The 18,853-nt window shown below is 74.6% G+C and carries 22 protein-coding genes; 10 read left to right on the top strand and 12 right to left on the bottom strand.

All coding sequences use genetic code 11. From position 1 onward, the window contains the following. Positions 1-163 precede the first annotated feature (163 nt). Both V6V16_RS07700 and V6V16_RS07695 read right to left on the bottom strand, forming a co-directional pair. Complete coding sequence (locus tag V6V16_RS07700; protein ID WP_334560892.1) at positions 164-1,189, bottom strand: adenosine deaminase; 1,026 nt, start codon at positions 1,187-1,189, stop codon at positions 164-166. Continuing rightward, complete coding sequence (locus tag V6V16_RS07695) at positions 1,186-1,983, bottom strand: trans-aconitate 2-methyltransferase (RefSeq protein ID WP_334560890.1); 798 nt, start codon at positions 1,981-1,983, stop codon at positions 1,186-1,188. The genes V6V16_RS07700 and V6V16_RS07695 overlap by 4 nt, the downstream gene beginning before the upstream one ends. A gap of 84 nt (positions 1,984-2,067) precedes the next feature. On the opposite strand from V6V16_RS07695, the gene V6V16_RS07690 reads away from it, so the two are divergent. Both V6V16_RS07690 and V6V16_RS07685 read left to right on the top strand, forming a co-directional pair. Beyond that, a complete protein-coding gene (locus V6V16_RS07690) occupies positions 2,068-3,051 on the top strand; it encodes an aldo/keto reductase (RefSeq protein WP_334560888.1) in 984 nt (327 codons plus the stop codon). Between the two features lie 103 nt (positions 3,052-3,154). Beyond that, positions 3,155-3,349 (top strand): hypothetical protein, encoded by a 195-nt coding sequence (locus tag V6V16_RS07685; protein WP_334560886.1) that lies wholly within the window; start codon positions 3,155-3,157, stop codon positions 3,347-3,349. A gap of 171 nt (positions 3,350-3,520) precedes the next feature. Here the strand turns inward: V6V16_RS07685 and V6V16_RS07680 are convergent, their stop codons facing one another. From V6V16_RS07680 to V6V16_RS07650, 7 genes are all read right to left on the bottom strand, one after another. Next, complete coding sequence (locus tag V6V16_RS07680; protein ID WP_091424054.1) at positions 3,521-3,724, bottom strand: cold-shock protein; 204 nt, start codon at positions 3,722-3,724, stop codon at positions 3,521-3,523. Between the two features lie 293 nt (positions 3,725-4,017). Further along, positions 4,018-4,290, bottom strand: coding sequence for a DUF4235 domain-containing protein (locus V6V16_RS07675; protein WP_089001055.1), 273 nt, complete (start codon positions 4,288-4,290; stop codon positions 4,018-4,020). Then, a complete protein-coding gene (locus V6V16_RS07670) occupies positions 4,287-4,637 on the bottom strand; it encodes a DUF3618 domain-containing protein (protein ID WP_334560883.1) in 351 nt (116 codons plus the stop codon). Before V6V16_RS07670 ends, V6V16_RS07675 begins: the two co-directional genes overlap by 4 nt. After that, entirely contained in the window at positions 4,634-5,068 is a 435-nt protein-coding gene (locus tag V6V16_RS07665; RefSeq protein WP_334560882.1) for a phage holin family protein, read from the bottom strand. Before V6V16_RS07665 ends, V6V16_RS07670 begins: the two co-directional genes overlap by 4 nt. A 454-nt stretch (positions 5,069-5,522) precedes the next feature. Further along, complete coding sequence (locus tag V6V16_RS07660; RefSeq protein ID WP_334560880.1) at positions 5,523-6,719, bottom strand: mechanosensitive ion channel family protein; 1,197 nt, start codon at positions 6,717-6,719, stop codon at positions 5,523-5,525. A gap of 81 nt (positions 6,720-6,800) precedes the next feature. Then, positions 6,801-7,622, bottom strand: coding sequence for a DUF1206 domain-containing protein (locus tag V6V16_RS07655; RefSeq protein WP_334560878.1), 822 nt, complete (start codon positions 7,620-7,622; stop codon positions 6,801-6,803). Positions 7,623-7,717: 95 nt separating this feature from the next. Further along, positions 7,718-8,083, bottom strand: a complete 366-nt coding sequence (locus V6V16_RS07650; RefSeq protein WP_334560876.1) for a hypothetical protein — start codon at positions 8,081-8,083, stop codon at positions 7,718-7,720. Between the two features lie 91 nt (positions 8,084-8,174). On the opposite strand from V6V16_RS07650, the gene V6V16_RS07645 reads away from it, so the two are divergent. Together V6V16_RS07645 and V6V16_RS07640 are read left to right on the top strand one after the other, a co-directional pair. Next, positions 8,175-9,401 (top strand): cysteine desulfurase-like protein, encoded by a 1,227-nt coding sequence (locus V6V16_RS07645; RefSeq protein WP_334560874.1) that lies wholly within the window; start codon positions 8,175-8,177, stop codon positions 9,399-9,401. Then, entirely contained in the window at positions 9,398-9,685 is a 288-nt protein-coding gene (locus V6V16_RS07640) for a GNAT family N-acetyltransferase (protein ID WP_334560872.1), read from the top strand. Before V6V16_RS07645 ends, V6V16_RS07640 begins: the two co-directional genes overlap by 4 nt. Positions 9,686-9,705: 20 nt before the next feature. Here V6V16_RS07640 and V6V16_RS07635 read toward each other — a convergent pair whose 3' ends face one another. Further along, positions 9,706-11,202 carry a glycoside hydrolase family 3 protein gene (locus V6V16_RS07635; protein WP_334560869.1) on the bottom strand — a complete coding sequence of 499 codons (1,497 nt, stop codon included), beginning with the start codon at positions 11,200-11,202 and terminating at the stop codon, positions 9,706-9,708. Positions 11,203-11,464: 262 nt separating this feature from the next. Here V6V16_RS07635 and V6V16_RS07630 point away from each other — a divergent pair, with 262 nt between their 5' ends. The 4 genes from V6V16_RS07630 (at position 11,465) to V6V16_RS07615 (ending at position 14,978) form a co-directional block, all read left to right on the top strand. Then, positions 11,465-11,587, top strand: coding sequence for a hypothetical protein (locus V6V16_RS07630; RefSeq protein WP_334560868.1), 123 nt, complete (start codon positions 11,465-11,467; stop codon positions 11,585-11,587). A gap of 74 nt (positions 11,588-11,661) precedes the next feature. Next, the gene (locus tag V6V16_RS07625) at positions 11,662-12,612 is read left to right on the top strand and encodes a TIGR03557 family F420-dependent LLM class oxidoreductase (RefSeq protein WP_334560866.1); all 951 of its coding nucleotides are present in this window, start codon (positions 11,662-11,664) and stop codon (positions 12,610-12,612) included. 163 nt (positions 12,613-12,775) lie between these two features. Further along, positions 12,776-14,407: a RecQ family ATP-dependent DNA helicase gene (locus V6V16_RS07620; RefSeq protein ID WP_334560865.1), complete on the top strand. Its 1,632-nt coding sequence runs from the start codon at positions 12,776-12,778 to the stop codon at positions 14,405-14,407. 67 nt (positions 14,408-14,474) lie between these two features. Further along, positions 14,475-14,978, top strand: coding sequence for a hypothetical protein (locus tag V6V16_RS07615; protein ID WP_334560863.1), 504 nt, complete (start codon positions 14,475-14,477; stop codon positions 14,976-14,978). 61 nt (positions 14,979-15,039) lie between these two features. Here V6V16_RS07615 and V6V16_RS07610 read toward each other — a convergent pair whose 3' ends face one another. Beyond that, complete coding sequence (locus V6V16_RS07610) at positions 15,040-15,813, bottom strand: ABC transporter permease (RefSeq protein ID WP_334560861.1); 774 nt, start codon at positions 15,811-15,813, stop codon at positions 15,040-15,042. Next, entirely contained in the window at positions 15,806-16,771 is a 966-nt protein-coding gene (locus tag V6V16_RS07605; protein ID WP_334560859.1) for an ATP-binding cassette domain-containing protein, read from the bottom strand. Before V6V16_RS07605 ends, V6V16_RS07610 begins: the two co-directional genes overlap by 8 nt. A gap of 68 nt (positions 16,772-16,839) precedes the next feature. Between V6V16_RS07605 and V6V16_RS07600 the strand changes: the two genes are divergently transcribed. Continuing rightward, on the top strand, positions 16,840-17,631 hold the full coding sequence (locus V6V16_RS07600; protein ID WP_334560857.1) for a TetR/AcrR family transcriptional regulator: 792 nt from the start codon (positions 16,840-16,842) through the stop codon (positions 17,629-17,631). 119 nt (positions 17,632-17,750) lie between these two features. Next, positions 17,751-18,788: a helix-turn-helix domain-containing protein gene (locus V6V16_RS07595; RefSeq protein ID WP_334560855.1), complete on the top strand. Its 1,038-nt coding sequence runs from the start codon at positions 17,751-17,753 to the stop codon at positions 18,786-18,788. Positions 18,789-18,853: the final 65 nt, after the last annotated feature.

Here is an 18,853-nt window from a genome sequence, read left to right as displayed (position 1 = left end):
GTGCCGCCGGAGGGGCCCGGCGCTGACAGGATCGAATCCGAACCCACCAGTTCCGCCGGTCGACGCCTCGGGGCACCCAGCGGCCGGTGGAGCCGCGCGCGCGGCGGGAGAACCGGTCCCCCCACACCTGACTCCCGCCGCGCGCCACCCCCCTTCCGCCCGCTCAGCGGGTGGCCGCGGCCAGATACGCGTCGATCTCGGCGGTGATCCGTTCCTTGCCGGCCGGCGGCAGGAACGAGGCCGTCACCGCGTCGCGGGCCAGCGCGGCCAGCCCCGCCGGGCCCGCGTCGAGCAACCGGGCCGCGACGGCGTACTCGTCGTCGAGGGTGGTGCCGAACATCGGCGGGTCGTCGGAGTTGATGGTGACCAGCAGTCCGGCCTCGACCAGCTGCCGCAGCGGGTGCTCCTCGATGGTGGCGACCGCCCGGGTGCGCACGTTGGAGGTGGGGCAGACCTCCAGGGCGATCCGGTGCTCGGCGAGGTACGCGAGCAGCTCCGGGTCGCGCGCGGCGGAGATGCCGTGCCCGATGCGCTCCGCGCCGAGCTCACGCAGTGCGTCCCAGACGGTCTGCGGGCCGGTGGTCTCGCCGGCGTGCGGCACGGAGCGCAGCCCCGCCGCCCGGGCCCGGTCGAAGTACGGCTTGAACTGGGGCCGGGGCACGCCGACCTCGGGGCCGCCGAGGCCGAAGCTGACCAGCCCGTCCGGGCGCTCCTCCAGCGAGATCCGCAGCGTCTCCTCGGCGGCGGCCAGGCCGGCCTCGCCGGGGATGTCGAAGCACCAGCGCAGTTCGATGCCGAAATCCGCCTCGGCGCGCTTGCGGGCGTCCTCGATCGCCTCGCAGAACGCCGGCGCCGGAATGCCCCGGTGCACGTGCGAGTAGGGCGTGACGGTCAGCTCCGCGTAGCGGACCTGCTGGCGGGCCAGCTCCCGGGCGACCTCGTGGGTGAGCAGCCAGACGTCGTCCTGGTCGCGGATCAGGTCCACCACGCTCAGGTAGACCTCGATGAAGTGCGCGAAGTCGCGGAAGGCGAAGTAGTCGGCGAGCGCGGCCGGGTCGGCGGGCACCGGGCTGCGCCCCTCGTGCCGGGCGGCCAGCTCGGCGACGATCCGGGGCGAGGCGGAGCCGACGTGGTGCACGTGCAGCTCCACCTTGGGCAGTCCGGAGATGAAGGCTCGCAGGTCGGTCACGGGTTCTCCTCTGCGCTGAGGCGGGTGCGGGCGACGAAGAAGACGCGGCGGAACGGGAAGTGCACCCGAGCGTGCCGCACCGGGTACGCCTCGGCGAGGCGTACGCCCAGCTCGGCCCGGAAGTCGGCCCAGCCGGCCGCGTCCAGGGCGGCGCGGACCGGTCGCAGCGCCGTCCCCTCCAGCCAGCTCAGCACGGGGTGCTCGGCGTCGGCGCGGGCCGGCAGCAGGTGCACGTACGTAGTCTCCCAGGCGTCCACCGCGCAGCCGGCACCGGTCAGCAGCTCGGCGTAGCCGGCGGCGGTGTCGTCGGCCGGGGGCCGGCGCAGCAGCGGGGCGACGTCGGCCCGCCACCGGGGCCGGCCGGCGACCTCGCGCAGCGCCCGGTGCGAGGGCGCGTCGAAGTTGCCCGGCACCTGCACGGCCAGCCACGCCCCGGCGGGCAGCTCCCGGGCCCAGCGGGTGAGCAGCTCCCGGTGCCCGGGCACCCACTGGAGCACCGCGTTGCTCACCACCACGTCCACGTCGGGCGCCGGGTGCCAGTCGCGCACGTCGGCGACGGCGAACGAGACACCGGTGACGGTGCCGGCGGCCTCGGCGATCATCTCCGGCGAGGAGTCGAGCCCGGCGAACCGGCTGTCGGGCCACCGCGCGGCGAGGGTGGCGGTCAGGTTGCCGGGACCGCAGCCGAGGTCGACCACCGCGCGCGGCTGCTCGGCCGGGACCCGGGCGAGCAGCTCGTGGAAGGGGCGCGACCGCTCGTCGCCGTAGCGCAGGTATGCCGTCGGGTCCCACATCACGCCTCCCAAACCGTACGTTCGTCTTGTTAAACCGTACGGCCCGTCGCGCGGACGCACAAGCCGATCACTAGGCTCGGTGCCATGGAACAGCGCACCTTCCCCCGGCTGGGGCGGCGCGTCGGGGTGGTCGGGCTGGGCGCCTGGCAGCTCGGCGCGGACTGGGGCACGGTCAGCGAGCACGACGCCGCGGCCGTGCTGGACGCCGCCGTCGAGTCCGGCGTCACCTTCGTCGACACGGCGGACGTCTACGGCGACGGGCGCAGCGAGCAGCTCATCGGGCGCTTCCTGCGCGGCCGTCCCGACGCCGGGCTGACCGTGGCCACCAAGATGGGGCGCCGCGTCGCGCAGGCACCCGAGGCGTACACCCTGGCGAACTTCCGCGAGTGGACCGACCGGTCCCGGCGCAACCTCGGCACGGACACCCTCGACCTGGTGCAGCTGCACTGCCCGCCGACCGCCGTCTTCGCCGACGACGCGGTCTTCGACGCCCTGGACACCCTGGTCGCCGAGGAGCGCGTGGCCGGCTACGGGGTGAGCGTGGAGACCTCGGACCAGGCGCTCACCGCGATCGCCCGGCCGGGGGTGGCCAGCGTCCAGATCATCCTGAACGCGCTGCGGCACAAGCCCCTCGACCGGGTGCTGCCGGCCGCCGCGGCGGCGGGGGTGGGCATCGTCGCCCGCGTACCGCTGGCCAGCGGGCTGCTCTCCGGGCGCTACGACGAGCACACCACCTTCGCCCTCGACGACCACCGCGCCTACAACCGGCACGGCGAGGCGTTCGACGTCGGCGAGACCTTCTCCGGCGTCGACTTCGAGCTGGGGCTGGCGGCCGTACGGCGGCTGGCGCCGCTCGTCGGCGACGCGCGCACGACGGCCCAGTTCGCCCTGCGCTGGGTCGTCGACCAGCCCGGCGTCACCGTGGTCATCCCCGGCGCCCGCGACGCGGCCCAGGCCAGGGACAACGCCGCCGTGGCGGGCCAGCCGCCGCTGTCCGGGCGGGACCTGGCGGCGGTGGCGCGGGTCTACGACGAGCTGGTCCGCCCACGGGTGCACGACCGGTGGTAGGGCGCGCACGACGGACGCATACCGCCCGGCCCGCCGGGCGGAATCCCCGCCAGCGGCGGGCGACCGGGCCGGCCGCGACGACGACCGACGCAGGGGGGTCGCGATGAAGGGCTGGCTGCCGCTCGCCCTCGGGCTGCTCGCAGTGGTGGCCGGTGCCGTCTGGACGGTGCAGGGCCTCGGCTACGTCGAGGGCAGCCTGATGACCGGCCGGCGGGTCTGGGCCCTGGTCGGGCCCGTCGTCGTCCTGGTCGGACTGGTCGCGCTCTGGTTCGGGATGCGCGCCCGCCGGCGCCGCTGACGCGTGCCCGGGCGCCGCGGTGGCACGGGAGGGTCGGCACGCCCGTTCGCGGTGGCGGCCGGCGGGGGAACGCGGAAAGCCCCGCATCCCGGGCGGGATACGGGGCTTCACTGTTGTGATCCGGGCGCCGGATCACCACCCACTGGCCGGCGGCTGCCGACCGGCGGTTTCTCAGATGGGGCGGACCTGCTCGGCCTGCGGACCCTTCTGACCCTGGGCGATCTCGAACTCCACCCGCTGGTTCTCCTCCAGCGTGCGGTAGCCGCTGGACTGGATGGCCGAGAAGTGGACGAACACGTCAGCACCCCCGCCGTCGACGGTGATGAAGCCGAAGCCCTTGTCAGCGTTGAACCACTTCACGGTTCCCTGCGCCATGTGTATCTCCTTCTAAAACTGGCGGCCGAGCACGCCGTGCGGCCGATTGGCCGTTTTCGAGCGGCGGCGCCTGAAGCGGCCCCCGGGTGCAGGAGACCTCTCTCAACCCACGCCGTCTCGCAACAGCGTGGAACAGCAAACCACGTACGGAAAAGCTCTGCACAGCCCCGCCGACGAAATTCTCCGACATGTGACCTGACGGATGTCGAAGATCCGCTGGGCGGGCCCTTACGTCCATGCGAAAGGCCCCCGACCGTTCGCCACGGCGCGGGGGCCTCTCGTCGTCGTCCCGGTCAGTCCGGCCAGCTACCGGTGAACCGGCGTACTCCCACCGCGCCGCCCCGGTCCACCGCGGCCCGGACGACCGCGAAGATGGCGCCCTGCAGGGCCGCCGCCGCCAGGACCTCGCCCCAGCCGCGGTCCTCGTCGGTGGCGCTGGGCGCCTCGCCGTCGCCCGCCGTCATCTTCCACACCTGCCGGAAGATGGCGCCCGCGACCGTACCGGCGGCGATGCCCATCAGCACGCCGACCGGCTTGTACGCGGCCTTCCCGATACCCCTGCTCACCGCTGCCTCCCACGCACGATCACCAACACGATCACGGCGGCCACCGCGCCGGCCGCGAGGGCGACGAACGGCGTCGGGTTGCGCCGTAGGACCGCGCCCTTCTCCTGCGCCTGGCCCCGCGCGAGCTGCGCCGTCTGGGCCGCCTGCCCGCGCACCCGGGCCACGGTCTGCGCGGCCTGGTCGCGCATCCGCTCCTTCGCCTGGTCGGCGGAGGAGCGCAGCCGCGCCTTGACGTCGGCCTTGGCGGCCAGCGCCTCCATCGTCTCGCCCAGCTCGACCCGGGTCCGCCGGATCTCCTCCCGCAGGGCCTCGGTGTCGCCCGTGCCCCGGCCGTTGCCCGTCGTCATGCCCGTCCCCTGTCCTTCACCGCGGCGGTGACCGTGTCCATGTCCGCCCGGACGCTGCGGACCGCGGCCTCCGGCACCGGCGGGACCGCCTGGCTGACCTGCTTCTTGCCCACCAGGGCGAGGATGCCGGCCAGCGCGAAGAGCACGACCGCCACGATCAGGGCCGCCGCCCACGCCGGTAGCACCAGGTCGAGCAGCAGGATCGCGGTGGCGACCAGGGCGCCCAGACCGTAGAGCGCCAGCGCTCCGCCGCCGCCGAAGAGACCGATACCGATACCGGCGTGCTTGCCCTTCTGGGTCAGCTCCGCCCGGGCCAGGGCCAGTTCGTCGCGGACCAGACGGGAGACCTGCTCCGTGGCCCGCTGCACCAGCTCGGCGGTGGACGGCTCGCTCCCGTCACGGGATGCGCGGGTGTTCGCCACGTCAGCCATGCTGTCCTCCTTTCATCATCACCGCGCTGTATGCCCGGAGTCGCCGCCCATCAATCCTTCGCGCGGCTGCCGGTGGGCCCGGGCCACCGCGCCCCGGGCCGGCCGGCACGGGAGAAGGTGCGGAAGCGTCGCGCAGCAGGTCCCCACGAAACGCCCCGTCAAACTTCCCGACCGCGCACACCGCACCCGGCACACCCCAGCCGGCACAACCCCACCCACACCTCCAACCCCCACCACCGGGCACAGGACACGACCCCCACCCGCCCCGCCCCCCTTACCCCCTCTCCTTCCCTCCCCTCCACTCTCCCGTCCCCCGCCCGCCCTGTCCCCCGCGATCTTGCGGTTCGCGCCCCGACAATCCCGGCGTTCCACCCGCTCCGGGGACCCGAACCGCAAGATCGCGGGCACGGGGGAGGGAGGGAGCGGGAGGGGGAGGGAGCGGGAGGGTGGTGGGTCAGCGGCGGGATTCGGCGGGCTCGTCGGGGCCGACGAAGGCCTCGCTGCGGGCGTCCCCGTCGTCGCTGCCGCCGAAGACCCGGGAGTCGTCGGGCGCCTCGCCCTCGGCGGGGCGACCCGCCGGCCGCCGGGGCCGCACCCACTGCCAGGCCAGGTTGCTCCCGACGTCGCCGACCTCGGCGCGCATCCGGGGCATCGCGGTGGGCCGGTGGTCCCGGATCCAGGCCACCAGGTGCTCGCGGACCAGGCAGCGCAGGTCCCACAGGCTGCCGGCGTCCGCCGCGCTGACCAGCGCGCGCACCTTGATCATGCCGCCCGTCGCGTCGGTCACCTGGAGTACGCAGACCCGGCCGTCCCAGAGTTCGGTGCCCTCCACCAGGCGGCGCAGCTCCTCCCGCATGGCCTGAACCGGGACCGCCCAGTCGACGTCGATCTCGGCGGTGCCGAGCACCGCCGCCTCGGTCCGGGTCCAGTTCTGGAACGGCTTGGTGGTGAAGTACGAGGTGGGCAGGATCAGCCGCCGGTCGTCCCAGATCTGCACCACGACGTAGCTGAGCGTCAGCTCCTCGATCCGGCCCCACTCCCCCTCGACCACCACCACGTCGTCGAGGCGTACCGCGTCGCTGAAGGCGAGCTGGAGACCGGCGAAGACGTTGCCCAGCAGGCTCTGGGCGGCCAGCGCGGCGACCACACCGACCACACCGGCGCTGGTCAGCACGCCGGCCCCGATGCCGCGTACGGCCGGGAAGGTCATCAGCATCACGCCGACCGCCAGCACGACGACCACCGCGATCGTCAACCGCCGCAGCATGACCACCTGGGTACGCACCCGCCGCGCGTGCCGGTTGTCCGGCACGTCCACCCGGAAGCGGGCCAGGGCGGTGTCCTCCGCCACCACGAGCAGCGAGGCGACCAGCCAGGCGACGCCGGCGATCACGCCGAGCACCAGCAGGTGCAGCAGCACCTGCCGCCACTGCTCGCCGACGGCGTAGCCGGTGCTGAACCGCACGGCGAACTGGACGGCGACGGCGGTGGCGGCCACCTGGATCGACCGGTGCGCGTGATCGGTGAGCTCGGTCAACAGCAGCGAACGCCGGCCGACGCGCCGGATCACGCGGTGCGCGACCTCCACCGCGAACAGGGCGACCGCCGCCGCGGCGAGCGTGGCGACGATCGTCCCGAGGTAGCTCTGCAAGGTTCCTTCTCCTCCTGTCGGCGGGCGACGTGCTTCGGGCAAAGGCCCAATGGTGCCCGCCGGGGCCAAAGTCGGCCAGGCTCAGACCTTGCGGTACCGCGACTGCAGGAAGCAGAACACCCCGAAGGCGGCGATGCCGAGCGCCACCAGGGTGAGCAGCAGCTGGCCGTACGACTGGTCGCGCAGCGTGCGCAGCGCGGCGTCCAGGCCGCGGGCCTTCTCCGGGTCGTAGTTGACGGCCGCCAGGATGATCAGCAGGCCGGAGATGCCGTACGCGACGCCCTTGGCGACGTAGCCGGCGATGCCCAGCCGGCGGGTGAGCTGGCGCGTCTTCGGGCTCATCTCTCCGGTCTTGAGGTGCTTCTCGAAGCGCTTGATCAGCCCGTAGATCACCAGGCCGACGCCGATCGCGACGAGCACGAGCCCGGCCAGGCCGACCAGCCAGCGACCGCCGGAGGACTCCATGGCCTTGCCGGTCAGCGCCTCCTGCTGGTCGGCGCTGTTGGAGCCGGCGTCCTTGAAGACCTTGAAGGCCGTCCAGGCGAAGTAGAGGTAGACGATGGTCCGCCCCAGCGAGGCCAGCCGCTCCCAGACCCGCTCCTTGCCGCGCTCGGCGCGGTGCCCGACGGCCGCCTCCAGCGCCTGCCAGATCGCCATGGCGAGCAGGCCGACCGCGATCGTGACGACGAGGAACTTGCCCAGCGGCTGGGCGGCGATGGTGCGCAGCGCCCCGGACTGGTCGCCGTCGTCGGCGGCCTTGCCGAACGCGATCTGCAACGCCAACCAGGCGAACAGGAGGTGCACGATGCCGTAGCCGATGAAGCCGGCTCTGGCCAACACTTCGAGCCACCTGCTGTTCGCCGTACGGGAGGCGGTGGCTTCGGCGTTCCGGGTAAGTGACATGGCGCCACAATCTCCGAACGCGAAGATTTCCAAACGTCGGGCGCCGCCGCCCGGGTGGCCGATCGGCGACCCGGGCGGTCGGTCGTCCGGGCCGGTCAGCCGCCCGCGTTGCGCGACACCCGGATCTTGACCTCCTGGTCGGTGACGCTGTCGAGCGTCACCGCGAAGCCGCCGACCTCGGTGGCCTGCTGCCCCGTCGTCAGCGACAACTGCTCGCCGGCGACCTCGACGGTCACCTGGTCGCCCTGCGCGCCGATCAGCTTGGCCTCCACGCCGAGGATGGTGGCGCTGGCGTCCACGCCCCGGTCGAAGGTGACCGTGCAGGCGTCCAGGCCGCAGTCGGTGCTGGCGCCCTCGGAGCTGCAACCGGCGAGCACGGCGACGCCGAGCGCCAAACCGGCCAGCAGACCGGCGGCCCGGCGGGTGGGGGTCAGCGGGGAGTCAACACGTCGGTTCGTCACCCCGCCAAGGGTACGAGACTCGGGCCACTCCGGCAGCTCGTGATCATCCGCCGAGGTGAGGGGCCCGAGGCGGGGCGTTAGGGTCCCGGGCATGCCGTTCGACATCGCCCGCACCCGGGCCGCCTACCCCGCCCTCGCCGAGGGCTTCGTCCACCTCGACGGCGCCGGGGGCACGCAGAGCGCCGGCCCGGTGATCGACGCGGTCACCGCCGCCATGCGCGCGGCGGTGGGCAACCGCAGCGCGGCCTTCGCGCCGGGCCGGCGCTCGCTGGAGCTGGTCGCCGCCGCCCGCGCGGCCGTTGCCGACCTGCTCGGCGCCGAACCCGACGGGGTGGTGCTGGGGCCGAGCGCCACCGCGCTGACGTACACCCTGGCCCGGACCCTGGGCGCCGGTTGGCGGCCCGGCGACGAGGTCGTGGTGTCGCGGCTGGACCACGACGCGAACGTACGCCCCTGGGTGCAGGCCGCCGAGGCGGCCGGCGCGACGGTGCGCTGGGCCGAGTTCGACCGCGACACCGCGGAGCTGCCGGTGGAGCGCTTCGCGGAGCTGGTCGGTGGACGGACCCGGCTGGTCGCGGTGACCGCGGGCAGCAACGCCACCGGCACCGTCCCCGACGTGCCGGCGATCGCGGCCGTCGCGCACGCCGCCGGCGCGCTGGTCTGCGTCGACGGGGTGCACTCCGTGCCGCACGGCCCCACCGATCTCGCCGAGCTGGGCGCCGACTTCCTGGTCACCAGCGCCTACAAGTGGTCGGGGCCGCACCTGGCCGCGATGGTGGCCGCTCCCGCGACGTGGGAGCGGCTGCGACCGGCGAAGCTGCTGCCCTCCTCCGACGCGGTGCCGGACCGCTTCGAGTACGGCACCCCGAGCTTCCCCCTGCTGGCCGGCGTGGCCGCCGCGGTGGACCACCTGGCCGGGTTGGACCCGACGGCCACCGGCAGCCGGCGCGAGCGGCTGCTCGCCGGGCTGACGGCCGCCCGGGCCCACGAGGAGTCGCTGCTGGGTCGGCTGCTCGCCGGGCTGGCCGCGCTGCCCGGCGTCACGGTGCTCGGCTCCCCCGTCCGGCGCTGCCCGACGGTCTCCTTCCGGCTGGCCGGGCTCTCGCCGCAGCGGACCCAGGAAGAGCTGGGCGCGGCGGGGCTCTGCCTCTCCGCCGGCGACTACTACGCCTACGAGTACTTCCAGGCGATGGGGCTGCGCGACAGCGGCGGGGCCGTGCGCGCCAGCCTCTACCACTACAACACGGCAGGCGAGGTGGACCGGTTGCTCGCCGAACTGGACCGCCTCGCCGTCGACGGGGGCAGAATGGCCCGGTGAGCATCCTGGTCGAGGACGATCCCGCCAAGCACCGCTTCGAGATCCTGGTCGACGACGCGCTGGCCGGGTTCACCGCGTACCTGCCGCGCGGCGAGGTGCTCGTCTTCACCCACACCGAGGTCGACGCGAGGTTCCAGAACATGGGCGTCGGCGCGGCCCTGGTCCGGGGCACCCTCGACCAGCTGCGCGAGCGCGGCACGGCGGTGGTGCCGCGCTGCCCGTTCATGGCGGCGTTCATCGACCGCCACCCCGAGTACGCCGACCTGGTGGCCCCCGCGCCGTAGCGCGGGGGCCACGGCGCGGATCAGCGCCGGGTCAGCAGCTCGGCCGCGGCGCGGGCGGCGGCCCGGGTCGCGCCGTGGGTGGCGACGTGGACCGCGCCGGCGACCAGCTCGGGCACGCCCAGCTCGACCACGACCGCGTCCGGCCGGGCGGCCAGCGCGCGCTCCACCGCCGCCCGCATCCAGTCGTGCCGGTGCAGGTCGCGCACCACCAGCACCACGCAGCGGCCGCCGGCCCCCACGGTCGGGTCGGCGGGGACGTCCGCCTCGGCGTACCGGGCGGTGGTGGTGCCGGTGAGCAGCGCGGCCAGCGGGGCGGCGAGCCCCCACGGGGTCTCCGGGCCGATCGCGATGTTGCGCGGCGGCTCGAACTCGACGACGTGCACCGGGCCGGCCAGCGGCAGGGCGCCGACGCCGGCCGGCGCGGTGGTGACCCGCAGCGCCCGGCGGGCGGCGGCCAGCCCGACGGCCGAACCCTCGGCACCCGGGCGGGGGTGGGGCGCCCGGTCGGCCCGGGCGGCCACGGTCCACGCGGCGAGCTGACCCACCCGCTTGGCGGCCTCGGCGAGGCGTTCCTCGGGCAGCTCGCCGTCGACGACCGCGGCGACGATCGCGTCGCGCAGCAGGCGGGCCGAGCCCTCGTCGGCGCGCTCCCCGCCGACGCAGATCGCGTCGGCGCCGGCCGCGAGGGCACGCACCGCCGCGCCCGCGAAGCCGTACCGGTCGGCGACCGCCCGCATCTCCACCGCGTCGGTGACCACGACGCCGGAGAAGCCCAGCTCGTCGCGGAGCAGGCCGCCCAGGATCCGTTCGCTCAGCGTCGCCGGCAGCTCCGGGTCCAGCGCCGGCACCAGCAGGTGGCCGGTCATCACCGCCTGCACCCCGGCGGCCACGGCGGCCCGGAAGGGGGCCAGCTCCACGGCGTCGAGGCGGGCCCGGTCGGCGGTGATCCGGGGCAGGTCGTGGTGCGAGTCGACCTTGGTGTCGCCGTGCCCCGGGAAGTGCTTGGCGCAGGCGGCGACGCCGCCGGCCTGCAGGCCGCGCACCCAGGCGGCGGTGTGCCGGGCGACCAGCGCCGGTTCGGCGCCGAAGGCGCGTACGCCGATCACCGGGTTGGCCGGGTTGGAGTTAACGTCGGCGTCCGGGGCGTAGTCCAGGGTGATCCCCAGCGTGGCGAGATCGGCGCCCAGGTCGCGGGCGACCTCCTCGGTCAGCGCCGGGTCGTCCACGGCGCCGAGGGCGAAGTTGCCGGGCCGGGAGCTGCCCCGGGCGGACTCGACGCGGGTCACGTCGCCGGCCTCCTCGTCGATGGCCACGATGACGTCGGGGCGTTCGGCGCGCAGGTTGGCGGTGAGGGTGGCCACCTGCTCCGGGTCGACCACGTTGCGGGCGAAGAGCACCACCGAGCCGAGTCCCTCGCCGAGCCAGCGGCAGACCCAGGGCGGCGGCGTGACGCCGACGAACCCCGGTTGCAGGACGGCGGCGGCCAGTGCCGGCAGGCTTCCGCCGGGGGCGCTCACGCCGGCACCCCGGGCCCGTGCGTCGCGGTGCGGGGCGCCATCCCGCGATCTCCCCGGCCCGGCCCGTGGCGCCCGCTCACGCCGGCCCGCCCGCGTGGTGGCTGATGATTCGCTCGCTCATTGCGGTCGTCGTACCCCCGTCTTCTCCGCGCCCGGCGGGACCGCCACCGGCGCGGCGGTGCTGCCATGGTCACACCGCGCGACGAAATAGTCAATAAACCTTACAGTTGCCGTCGGGCCCCGGGCTGGGGACAGTTCGGGGATGGAACTCCCGCTGCTGGCCGACGCGACGAGCCCGGCCGACATCCCCGGCGTACGCCTGCTCGGCCTGGTGGTCGGCGGCCTGTTGCTGCTGGTCGCGATCCGCGCGATGTTCCGGCGCTGACCGGCGTGGTTCGACGGCGGCCACCCGGGTACCGCCTGCCTCGTTGAACCGGTACGACGCGGCAAGGGGGAACGATGAGGATCGGCTACTTTCTGTCCACCGAGGAGTACACGCCGGCCGAGCTGCTGGAGCAGGCGCGCGGCGCGGAGCGGGCCGGCTTCGAGGCGCTCTGGATCTCCGACCACTACCACCCGTGGACGGACGCGCAGGGGCAGAGCCCCTTCGTCTGGTCGGTGATCGGCGCGCTCAGCCAGGTCTGCCGGCTCCCCGTCACGACCGCCGTCACCTGCCCGACCGTGCGAATCCACCCGGCCGTCGTGGCCCAGGCGGCGGCCACCAGCGCGGTCATGCACTCCGGGCGGTTCGTGCTCGGGGTGGGCAGCGGCGAGGCGCTCAACGAGCACATCCTCGGCGACGCCTGGCCGCAGACCGACGTCCGGCTGGAGATGCTGGAGGAGGCCGTCCAGGTGATGCGCGAGCTGTGGCGGGGCGGCTTCGTCAACCACCACGGCAAGCACTACACCGTCGAGCACGCCCGGATCTACACGCTGCCCGACACTCCCCCGCCGGTCTACGTCTCGGGCTTCGGCCCGAAGGCGGTCGACCTGGCGGCCCGGATCGGCGACGGCTTCGTCAACACCTCGCCCGACGCCGAGCTGGTCCGGCGCTTCCGGGAGTCCGGCGGCGGCGACAAGCCGTGTCAGGCCGGCTTCAAGGCCGCGTACGCCCCCACCGAGGAGGAGGGCGTGCGCATCGCGTACGAGCGCTGGCCGAACGCCGGGGTGCCGGGCGAGCTCTCCCAGGTACTGCCGTCGCCGCGGCACTTCGAGCAGGCCGCCGAGCTGGTCCGGCCGGAGATGATGAAGGACGCGTTCGTCTGCGGCCGGGACGTCGACGGGCACCTGGCGAAGATCGACGAGTACGCCAAGGCCGGCTTCGACGAGGTCTACGTGGCCAACACCGGCCCGAACTGGCAGGGCCTGCTCGACCTCTACCAGCGCGAGGTGTTCCCCCGCGTGCGCTGACCCGGCCGGGCCCGGGGCACCCCGTCGCGGGGCGGCCCGGGCCCGAAGGGCCGGCCGGCCGGGCCCGCCCGGTGACCTGCCCCACCCGTGTCCGGCGGCCGCCCGGTGACCTGCCCGACGCGCCGGTTTCGCCGTCGCGGACGGGGGGTACCTCCGGCCCTCGATGAAACTGTCCACGCATTCGACGACACTGCGCCGCGCGGCCAGGAGCCTCTTCGGCTGGACGGCGCTGCGGCCCCACCAACTGGCCGCCATGCGGGCGGTGATGAAGCGCCGCGACGCCCTGGTGGTACTGCCCACCGGCGCCGGCAAGTCGGCGATCTACCAGATCCCGGCCAGCCTGATCCCCGGTCCGACCGTGGTGATCTCGCCGCTGCTCGCTCTGCAGCAGGACCAGATCGCGGCGCTCAACGAGCGGCAGCGACCGGAGCTGCGCGCGGTGCGGATCAGCTCGAACGAGTCGGCCGCGCAGCAGGCGGAGGCGATCGCCGAGATCCGCGAGGGGCGCGCCGAGTTCCTCTTCATCACCCCGGAGCAGCTCGCCAACCCGGACCGGATGGCCGAGGTGAAGTCGCTGAAGCCGGCGCTGGTGGCGATCGACGAGGCGCACTGCATCTCCGCCTGGGGGCACGACTTCCGCCCCGACTACCTGGCGCTGGGTCACCTCATCGACGGCATCGGCCGGCCGCCGGTGGTGGCGCTGACCGCCACCGCCTCGCCGCCCGTACGCGACGACATCATCGCCCGGCTGCGGCTGACCGAGCCCGAGGTGGTGGTCTCCGGGCTGGACCGGCCGAACCTCTTCCTCGAGGTGGCGCACTGCCCGACGGAGGACTACCGGTGGCGGCGGCTGACCACCCTGCTGCGCGACGACACCCGGCCCGGCATCATCTACGTGCCCACCCGACGCTCCGCCGAGGAGCTGTCGGCCCGGCTCACCGCCGCCGGCTTCCCGGCCCAGTACTACCACGGCGGGATGGCGGCCGGGGCCCGCGCCGAGCTGCACGAGGCGTTCCTCGCCGACCAGGTGCCGATCATGGTGGCCACGTCGGCCTTCGGCATGGGCATCGACAAGCCGAACATCGCCTGGGTGGTGCACATGGCGCTGCCGGACTCGCCGGACAGCTACTTCCAGGAAATCGGGCGGGCCGGCCGGGACGGCGCGCCGGCCCGGGTACTGCTGCTGTGGCAGGCCGAGGACGTCGGGCTGCAACGCTTCTTCAGCGGCGGCCTGCCGGACGCCGACGAGCTGCGCGACCTCTCCGCGCTGCTGCGCCGGAAGGCGCGGAACAAGAAGGAGCTGCGGGAGGTCACCGGCCTCGGCCCGCGCAAGCTCGGCCAGTACCTCGCCCTGCTGGAGCAGGTCGGCGCGGCCGAGCCGAGGGCGAAGCAGCGCGTCGGCGCCCCCCGCTACTCCCCCGCGCCCGTCGACGCCGCCGCGGCGGCCCTGGCGGAGGCCGAGCGGCAGCAGACCGTGACCCGGTCGCGTACCGACATGATGCGGGCCTTCGCCGAGACCACCGCCTGCCGGTCGCAGACGCTGCTGGCCTACTTCGGTGAGCAGATGACCGAGATCTGCGGGCACTGCGACAACTGCCACGCCGGCACCAGCACCGCGGACGACGGTGCGGTCGGGCCGTTCCCCGTGCACAGCCAGGTGCGGCACCCGGAGTGGGGCGCCGGCATGGTGCTGAGCTACGAGGAGGACCGGATGACGGTGCTCTTCGACGAGGTGGGATACAAGACGCTCTCGGTGAGCGTGGTGTCCGAGCAGGGTCTGCTGACCCTCGACTAGCCTGGGCCGGGCCCCGCAGCCGGGGTCACGGACGACGATCGACATCAGTGCGGAAAGGGGCGTTGCCGTGATCGAGCAGCCGGCGTACACCGGATTCGGCTTCTCCGACGAGGAGTGGGGGCTGCTGGTCGGCCTGCCGCAGTCGGTGCTGACGGCGGCGAGCGCCGCCGAGACCGACGGCGCGCGACGCACCATGGCCGAGAACGCGGCCGGGCTGGAGACCATCGCCGCCGGCCGGGAGTCGGCCAGCCCGCTGGTCGCCGCCGTGGCCGGCGAGATCGTCTCGCGGGTGGGCGACCCCGAGGCCGGCGAGGAGCTGCCGGTCATCGCGCCGTCCGACCCCCGGGCCTACCTGGAGGACGTGCTGGGCCGGGCCGCGGAGGCGGCGACGCTGCTGGCCGCCCGGACGGACGAGGGCGAGGCCGGCGCGTACAAGCACTGGCTGGTGGCGATCGCCGAGCAGGTGGTGGGCGCCGCCTCCAGCGGCGGCATCCTCGGCCTCGGCGGGGACGTGGTGAGCGACTCGGAGCGGCGCTTCCGCGACCGGCTCTCCCAGGTGCTCAACGACTGACGCGACGACGGCGGCGCCGGAGGGGATCCGGCGCCGCCGACGCGTGTCGGGCGGAAGGCGGTCAGGCGACGCGGCGGCGGAACAGCACGGCCGTCAGCAGCACCGAGGCGGCGAGGATGCCGAGGCACCAGGCCACCGCCAGGGCCGGGGCCGACCCCGTCGGGGTGCCCAGCAGCAGGGCCCGCAGCGTCTCGATGACGGGCGTGACGGGCTGGTGGTCGGCGAAGCCGCGGATCAAGCGCGGCATCGTCTCCACCGGAACGAACGCGCTGCTGGGGTAGGGCAGGAACATCACCAGGAAGGTGAAGCCGTTGGCCGCCTCCGGCGTGCGGGCCAGCAGGCCGAACGCGGCCGACAGCCACGACACGGCGAGCAGGAAGAGCAGCAGCACCCCGAAGGCGGCCAGCCAGCGCAGCGGCGCGACGGCCGGGCGGAAGCCGATCGCGACGGCGACCGCCAGCACCAGCACGGTCGAGACGGTGTTGCGGACCACGCTGGCGACGACGTGCCCGCCGAGGATCGCCGTGGCGCTGACGTCCATCGTGCGGAACCGCTCGACGACCCCGTTGGTCAGGTCGGTGGTCACGCTGACGGCCGTGCCTGCCGCGCCGAAGCCGGCGCAGAGCAGCAGTACGCCGGGGACGACGTAGGTGACGTAGCGGGTGCCGGTGTCGATCGCGCCGCCGAAGAGGTAGACGAAGAGCAGCATCAGGATCACCGGCAGGAGCAGCGAGGTCAGCAGCGCGTCGACGTTGCGCCGGGACAGCCGTACGCAGCGCCCCACCATGACGAGGGCCTCGCCGGCGCGGCTCGGCCGCAGGGTCAGCTCAGACACCGGCCGTCTCCCGCCGGGCGGTCACCGGGTCGCCGGTGAGGGTGAGGAAGACGTCGTCCAGGGTCGCCTCGCGGACGGTGAACCGGGCGATTCCCCGCCGGTCCGGGTCGACCTCGTCGAGCAGGTGGCGGATCTCCGGCGCGCCGCCGCCGGTGGCCACCGCCAGCTCCAGGTGCGCCGGGTCGCGGTGCGTGACCCGGTCGCCGAGGCGGTGCGCGGCCTCGGCGTAGCCCCGCGCGTCGCGCAGCGTCAACTCCAGCCGGTGGGCGCCGAAGCGGCGCTTGAGCTCGTCCGCGCTCCCCTCGGCGGCCAGCCGGCCGCCGTGCAGCACCGCGATCCGGTCGGCCAGCCGGTCGGCCTCCTCCAGGTACTGCGTGGTGAGCAGCACCGTCACCCCGGCGCCGGCCAGCTCGGCGACCACCTCCCAGAGGCCCTGCCGGCCGCGCGGGTCGAGCCCGGTGGTCGGCTCGTCGAGGAAGATCACCGACGGCTCGCCGACCAGGCTGGCCGCGAGATCGAGGCGGCGGCGCATCCCGCCGGAGTAGGTCACCACCCGCCGCCCGCCGGCGGCGACCAGGTCGAAGCGCTCCAGCAGGTCGGCGGCGCGGCGCCGGGCCGCGGCCGGGGCCAGCCCGGCGAGCCGGGCCATCATGTGCAGGTTCTCCGCGCCCGTCTGCTGGTCGTCGAGCGCCGCGTGCTGGCCGGCGAGGCTGATCGCCCGCCGGACCCGGCCCCGCTCGCGGACCACGTGGTGGCCGTCCACCCGGGCCTCGCCCCCGTCGGGCGCGGTCAGCGTGGCCAGGATCCGGACGGTCGTGGTCTTGCCCGCGCCGTTGGGGCCGAGCAGGGCGTACACGCTGCCCCGGGCGACCCGCATGGTCAGGCCGTCGAGCACGGCCACCCCGCCGTAGGACTTGCGCAGCCCGACGGTCTCCACCGCCGCGTCTGTTCTCCCCATCGCCCCTCACCCTCCGCGTTCTATGTATGGCATACGCTGTTCTGCGTGCACCATACGCAGAAGCTAGGATGACGGTCAACACCGCGCACCGGGAGGTGAGGATGAGCGACGCCGACGTCGAGCTGCCCGAGAGCATCGAGCTCGCCTGGGGCCTGCGGGAGCGACCCGGCAAGGGACCCAGGCGCAGCCTCACCATGCGGCAGGTGGTGGCCGCCGGCATCCGGGTCGCCGAGACCGACGGGCTGGCGGCGGTGTCGATGAGCCGCGTCGCCGGCGAGCTGGGCGTGGCCACCATGTCGCTCTACCGCTACGTCCCGGCCAAGAGCGACCTGCTGGACCTCATGGCCGACACCGCGTACGGGGACCCGCCCGCGCCCCGCGGCCCGCACGAGGGCTGGCGGCCGGCGCTCGCCCGCTGGGCGCTGGCCAACGTGGCGGCGATCCACCGCCACCCCTGGATCCGGCAGGTGCCGATCGGCGGCCCGCCGCTGGGCCCCAACCAGGTGCGCTGGATGGAGCAGGGGCTGGCCGCCCTGCGCGGCACCGGCCTGCGCGGCATCGAGCGACTCTCGACGATCATGCTGGTCAGCGGGTACGCCCGGAACTGGGCAACCCTCACCGTCGACCTCGACGAGGCCGCGGCGCGCGAGCAGCTCGACCCGGACGACGCCGGGGCGCGGTACTGGCACCAGCTCGCCCGGCTGACCCGCCACGGCGCGTACCCGGCGATCCGGGAGCTGCTGGTGGAGGGCACCGAGGGGAGCGAGGACGAGGTCTTCGACACGGAGTGGGAGTTCGGCCTCGAGCGGATCCTCGACGGCATCGAGGTGCTGATCCGCGGCCGGACGGCCCCGGACTGAGCCGGGCCGGCCCGGCCGTTGGGGCCCGGCCCCGTCGGCCGGGGGCCGGGACGCCCTGGGCGGGCGGGCGCCCCACGATGGACAATGGCCGCCGGAGCGGCGCGAGGACGGGGGAGCTGATGCTTCGGCGGACCACGGTCGACACCGAGCGGGTGCCGGCGTCCGAACGCTTCGACATGTGGCTCGACCTGGTGGCACGTACGGCGTCGCCGCTGCGGATCCGCAGCGAGCACGCCCACGACTTCGCCGCCCGGGCCGAGATCGTCGAACTCGACCCGGTACGGGTGGTCAACTACCGGTACCCGTCGCTGGAGGCCGTCGGCAGCTCCAGGCTGGTACGCGAGTCGGCCCCGGAGATCTACACGCTGGCGCTCACCGTCACCGGCGACGGCGCGGCCAGCCAGGCCGGTCAGAGCAGCGTGCTGGGGCCGCGGGAGTTCATCTTCTACGACGGGTCGCGGCCGCACGGGGTGCGGCACCTCGGCGACCACGAGGGCCGGGATCCGGCCCGGTCCGTCGTGGCGGTCATCCCGCACGCCGCGCTGCCGCTGTCGCGGGACCGGCTGGCACCCCTGCTCGGCGGCCGGATGTCGGGCACCGAGGGGATCGGCGCGCTGCTGGCCCAGTTCCTCCTCCAGATCGCCCACCATCCCGAGCAGTACCACGCCGCCGACGCCGCCCGCCTCGGCACCGTCGGGCTCGACCTGGTGTCCACCCTGCTCGGCCGGCACCTGGTGGCCGAGGAGGCGGTGCCGGCCGAGGTCCGCCGGCGCGCCCTGCTCACCCAGGTGCGCGCCTACATCCAGCGGCACCTCGGGGACGCGACGCTGAGCCCGCAGGTGGTGGCGGACGCGCACCACGTCTCGCTGCGTACCCTGCACCGCCTCTTCGAGGCCGAGGAGTCGACGGTCGCGTCCTACGTGCGCGAGCTGCGGTTGGCGCGGTGCCGGCACGACCTCGCCGACCCGGGCCTGCGCGGCCAGCCGGTCCAGGCGATCGGGGCCCGCTGGGGCTTCCCCGACAAGGCGCACTTCAGCCGGGTCTTCCGCAAGGCGCACGGCGTCGGGCCGCAGACCTGGCGGGCCGGGCATGCGGCGGAGGTGGCACGCAGCGCCAACCCGGCGGCGTCCACGGTCAACCCGGTCGGGGCAGACTGACAGCCGAGGTGGCCGGTCCCTCCCCCGCCGCGGCGGCGGCGGGACCGGACCGCCGAGGGGGCCGT

Origin of the sequence: Micromonospora sp. CPCC 205561, assembly GCF_036906775.1 — a bacterium.
GTDB lineage: Bacteria > Actinomycetota > Actinomycetes > Mycobacteriales > Micromonosporaceae > Micromonospora.
This window is presented reverse-complemented; position numbering and strand designations above follow the sequence as displayed.

What these genes read in the sequence shown, in the direction of transcription:
- V6V16_RS07645 (WP_334560874.1), top strand. Translation starts at nt 8,175, where the DNA reads ATGCCGTTCGACATCGCCCGCACCCGGGCCGCCTACCCCGCCCTCGCC.
- V6V16_RS07595 (WP_334560855.1), top strand. Translation starts at nt 17,751, where the DNA reads ATGCTTCGGCGGACCACGGTCGACACCGAGCGGGTGCCGGCGTCCGAA.
- V6V16_RS07695 (WP_334560890.1), bottom strand. Translation starts at nt 1,983, where the DNA reads ATGTGGGACCCGACGGCATACCTGCGCTACGGCGACGAGCGGTCGCGC.
- V6V16_RS07670 (WP_334560883.1), bottom strand. Translation starts at nt 4,637, where the DNA reads ATGACGACGGGCAACGGCCGGGGCACGGGCGACACCGAGGCCCTGCGG.
- V6V16_RS07605 (WP_334560859.1), bottom strand. Translation starts at nt 16,771, where the DNA reads ATGGGGAGAACAGACGCGGCGGTGGAGACCGTCGGGCTGCGCAAGTCC.
- V6V16_RS07680 (WP_091424054.1), bottom strand. Translation starts at nt 3,724, where the DNA reads ATGGCGCAGGGAACCGTGAAGTGGTTCAACGCTGACAAGGGCTTCGGC.
- V6V16_RS07655 (WP_334560878.1), bottom strand. Translation starts at nt 7,622, where the DNA reads ATGTCACTTACCCGGAACGCCGAAGCCACCGCCTCCCGTACGGCGAAC.
- V6V16_RS07620 (WP_334560865.1), top strand. Translation starts at nt 12,776, where the DNA reads ATGAAACTGTCCACGCATTCGACGACACTGCGCCGCGCGGCCAGGAGC.
- V6V16_RS07630 (WP_334560868.1), top strand. Translation starts at nt 11,465, where the DNA reads ATGGAACTCCCGCTGCTGGCCGACGCGACGAGCCCGGCCGACATCCCC.
- V6V16_RS07665 (WP_334560882.1), bottom strand. Translation starts at nt 5,068, where the DNA reads ATGGCTGACGTGGCGAACACCCGCGCATCCCGTGACGGGAGCGAGCCG.
- V6V16_RS07685 (WP_334560886.1), top strand. Translation starts at nt 3,155, where the DNA reads ATGAAGGGCTGGCTGCCGCTCGCCCTCGGGCTGCTCGCAGTGGTGGCC.
- V6V16_RS07625 (WP_334560866.1), top strand. Translation starts at nt 11,662, where the DNA reads ATGAGGATCGGCTACTTTCTGTCCACCGAGGAGTACACGCCGGCCGAG.
- V6V16_RS07600 (WP_334560857.1), top strand. Translation starts at nt 16,840, where the DNA reads ATGACGGTCAACACCGCGCACCGGGAGGTGAGGATGAGCGACGCCGAC.
- V6V16_RS07690 (WP_334560888.1), top strand. Translation starts at nt 2,068, where the DNA reads ATGGAACAGCGCACCTTCCCCCGGCTGGGGCGGCGCGTCGGGGTGGTC.